The organism is Dehalobacter sp. TeCB1 (assembly GCF_001707455.1).
GTDB classification, from domain to species: Bacteria; Bacillota; Desulfitobacteriia; order Desulfitobacteriales; family Syntrophobotulaceae; genus Dehalobacter; species Dehalobacter restrictus.
This window is the reverse complement of record NZ_MCHF01000021.1, coordinates 1-1026: the sequence shown is the minus strand read 5'-3', so window position 1 is coordinate 1026 and position 1026 is coordinate 1. Positions and strand designations below refer to the sequence as shown.

Annotated in this window: 1 pseudogene; it reads left to right on the top strand. The window is 50.6% G+C overall.

Annotation, left to right across the window (positions count from 1 at the left end):
- Window positions 1-152 precede the first annotated feature (152 nt).
- Window positions 153-1026 (top strand): annotated as a pseudogene (locus A7D23_RS05995) (hypothetical protein); the annotation flags it as partial.

Genomic DNA, 1026 nt, shown 5'->3' with positions numbered 1-1026 from the left:
CGGAAGTATTCAGCATCGGCACCCTAGTCGAAGGCATCTACACGACCTTGGTAAGCTCAACCTTTAGCTTAGGTGAGATCAAGTCTGAAGTAGCGGCGATTGAAGGAGCGGTCTTCAGCCCGACATTTGGGTTGGCTGAGATTAAGACCGAAGTGTTCAGTATAGGCACACTGCTGGAGAGCATCTACACGAGCATCATCGGAGCAACCTTTGGGTTAGCAGAGATTAAATCCGAGGTCGCCGCGATCGAAGGAGCAGTGTTTAGTCCAACATTCGGGTTAGCCGAGATTAAAACGGAAGTATTCAGCATCGGCACCCTGGTCGAAGGAATCTACACGACCTTGGTAAGCTCAACCTTCAGCCTAGGTGAGATCAAGTCTGAAGTAGCGGCGATTGAAGGAGCGGTCTTCAGCCCGACATTTGGGTTGGCTGAGATTAAGACCGAAGTGTTCAGTATCGGCACATTGGTCGAAGGCATCTACACCACTTTAGTTAGCTCGACATTTAGCTTAGGTGAGATCAAGTCCGAAGTAGCAGCAATCGAAGGAGCAGTGTTTAGTCCAACATTCGGGTTGGCGGAGATCAAGACCGAAGTCTTTAGCATCGGCACGTTAGTCGAAGGCATCTATACGGCGTTAGTAGGTTCCACTTTCAGTCTGCAAGAGATCAAATCCGAGGTCGCAGCGATCGAGGGAGCAGTGTTTAGCCCGACATTTGGGCTAGCAGAGATCAAGACAGAAGTATTCAGTATCGGCACCCTGGTCGAAGGCATCTACACGACCTTGGTCAGCTCAACCTTCAGCCTAGGTGAGATCAAGTCTGAAGTAGCAGCGATCGAAGGAGCGGTGTTCAGCCCGACATTCGGGTTAGCCGAGATCAAGACGGAAGTCTTTAGCATTGGCACGTTAGTCGAAGGCATCTATACGGCGTTAGTAGGTTCCACTTTCAGTCTGCAAGAGATCAAATCCGAGGTCGCAGCGATTGAGGGAGCAGTGTTCAGTCCGACGTTTGGGTTGGCCGAGATTA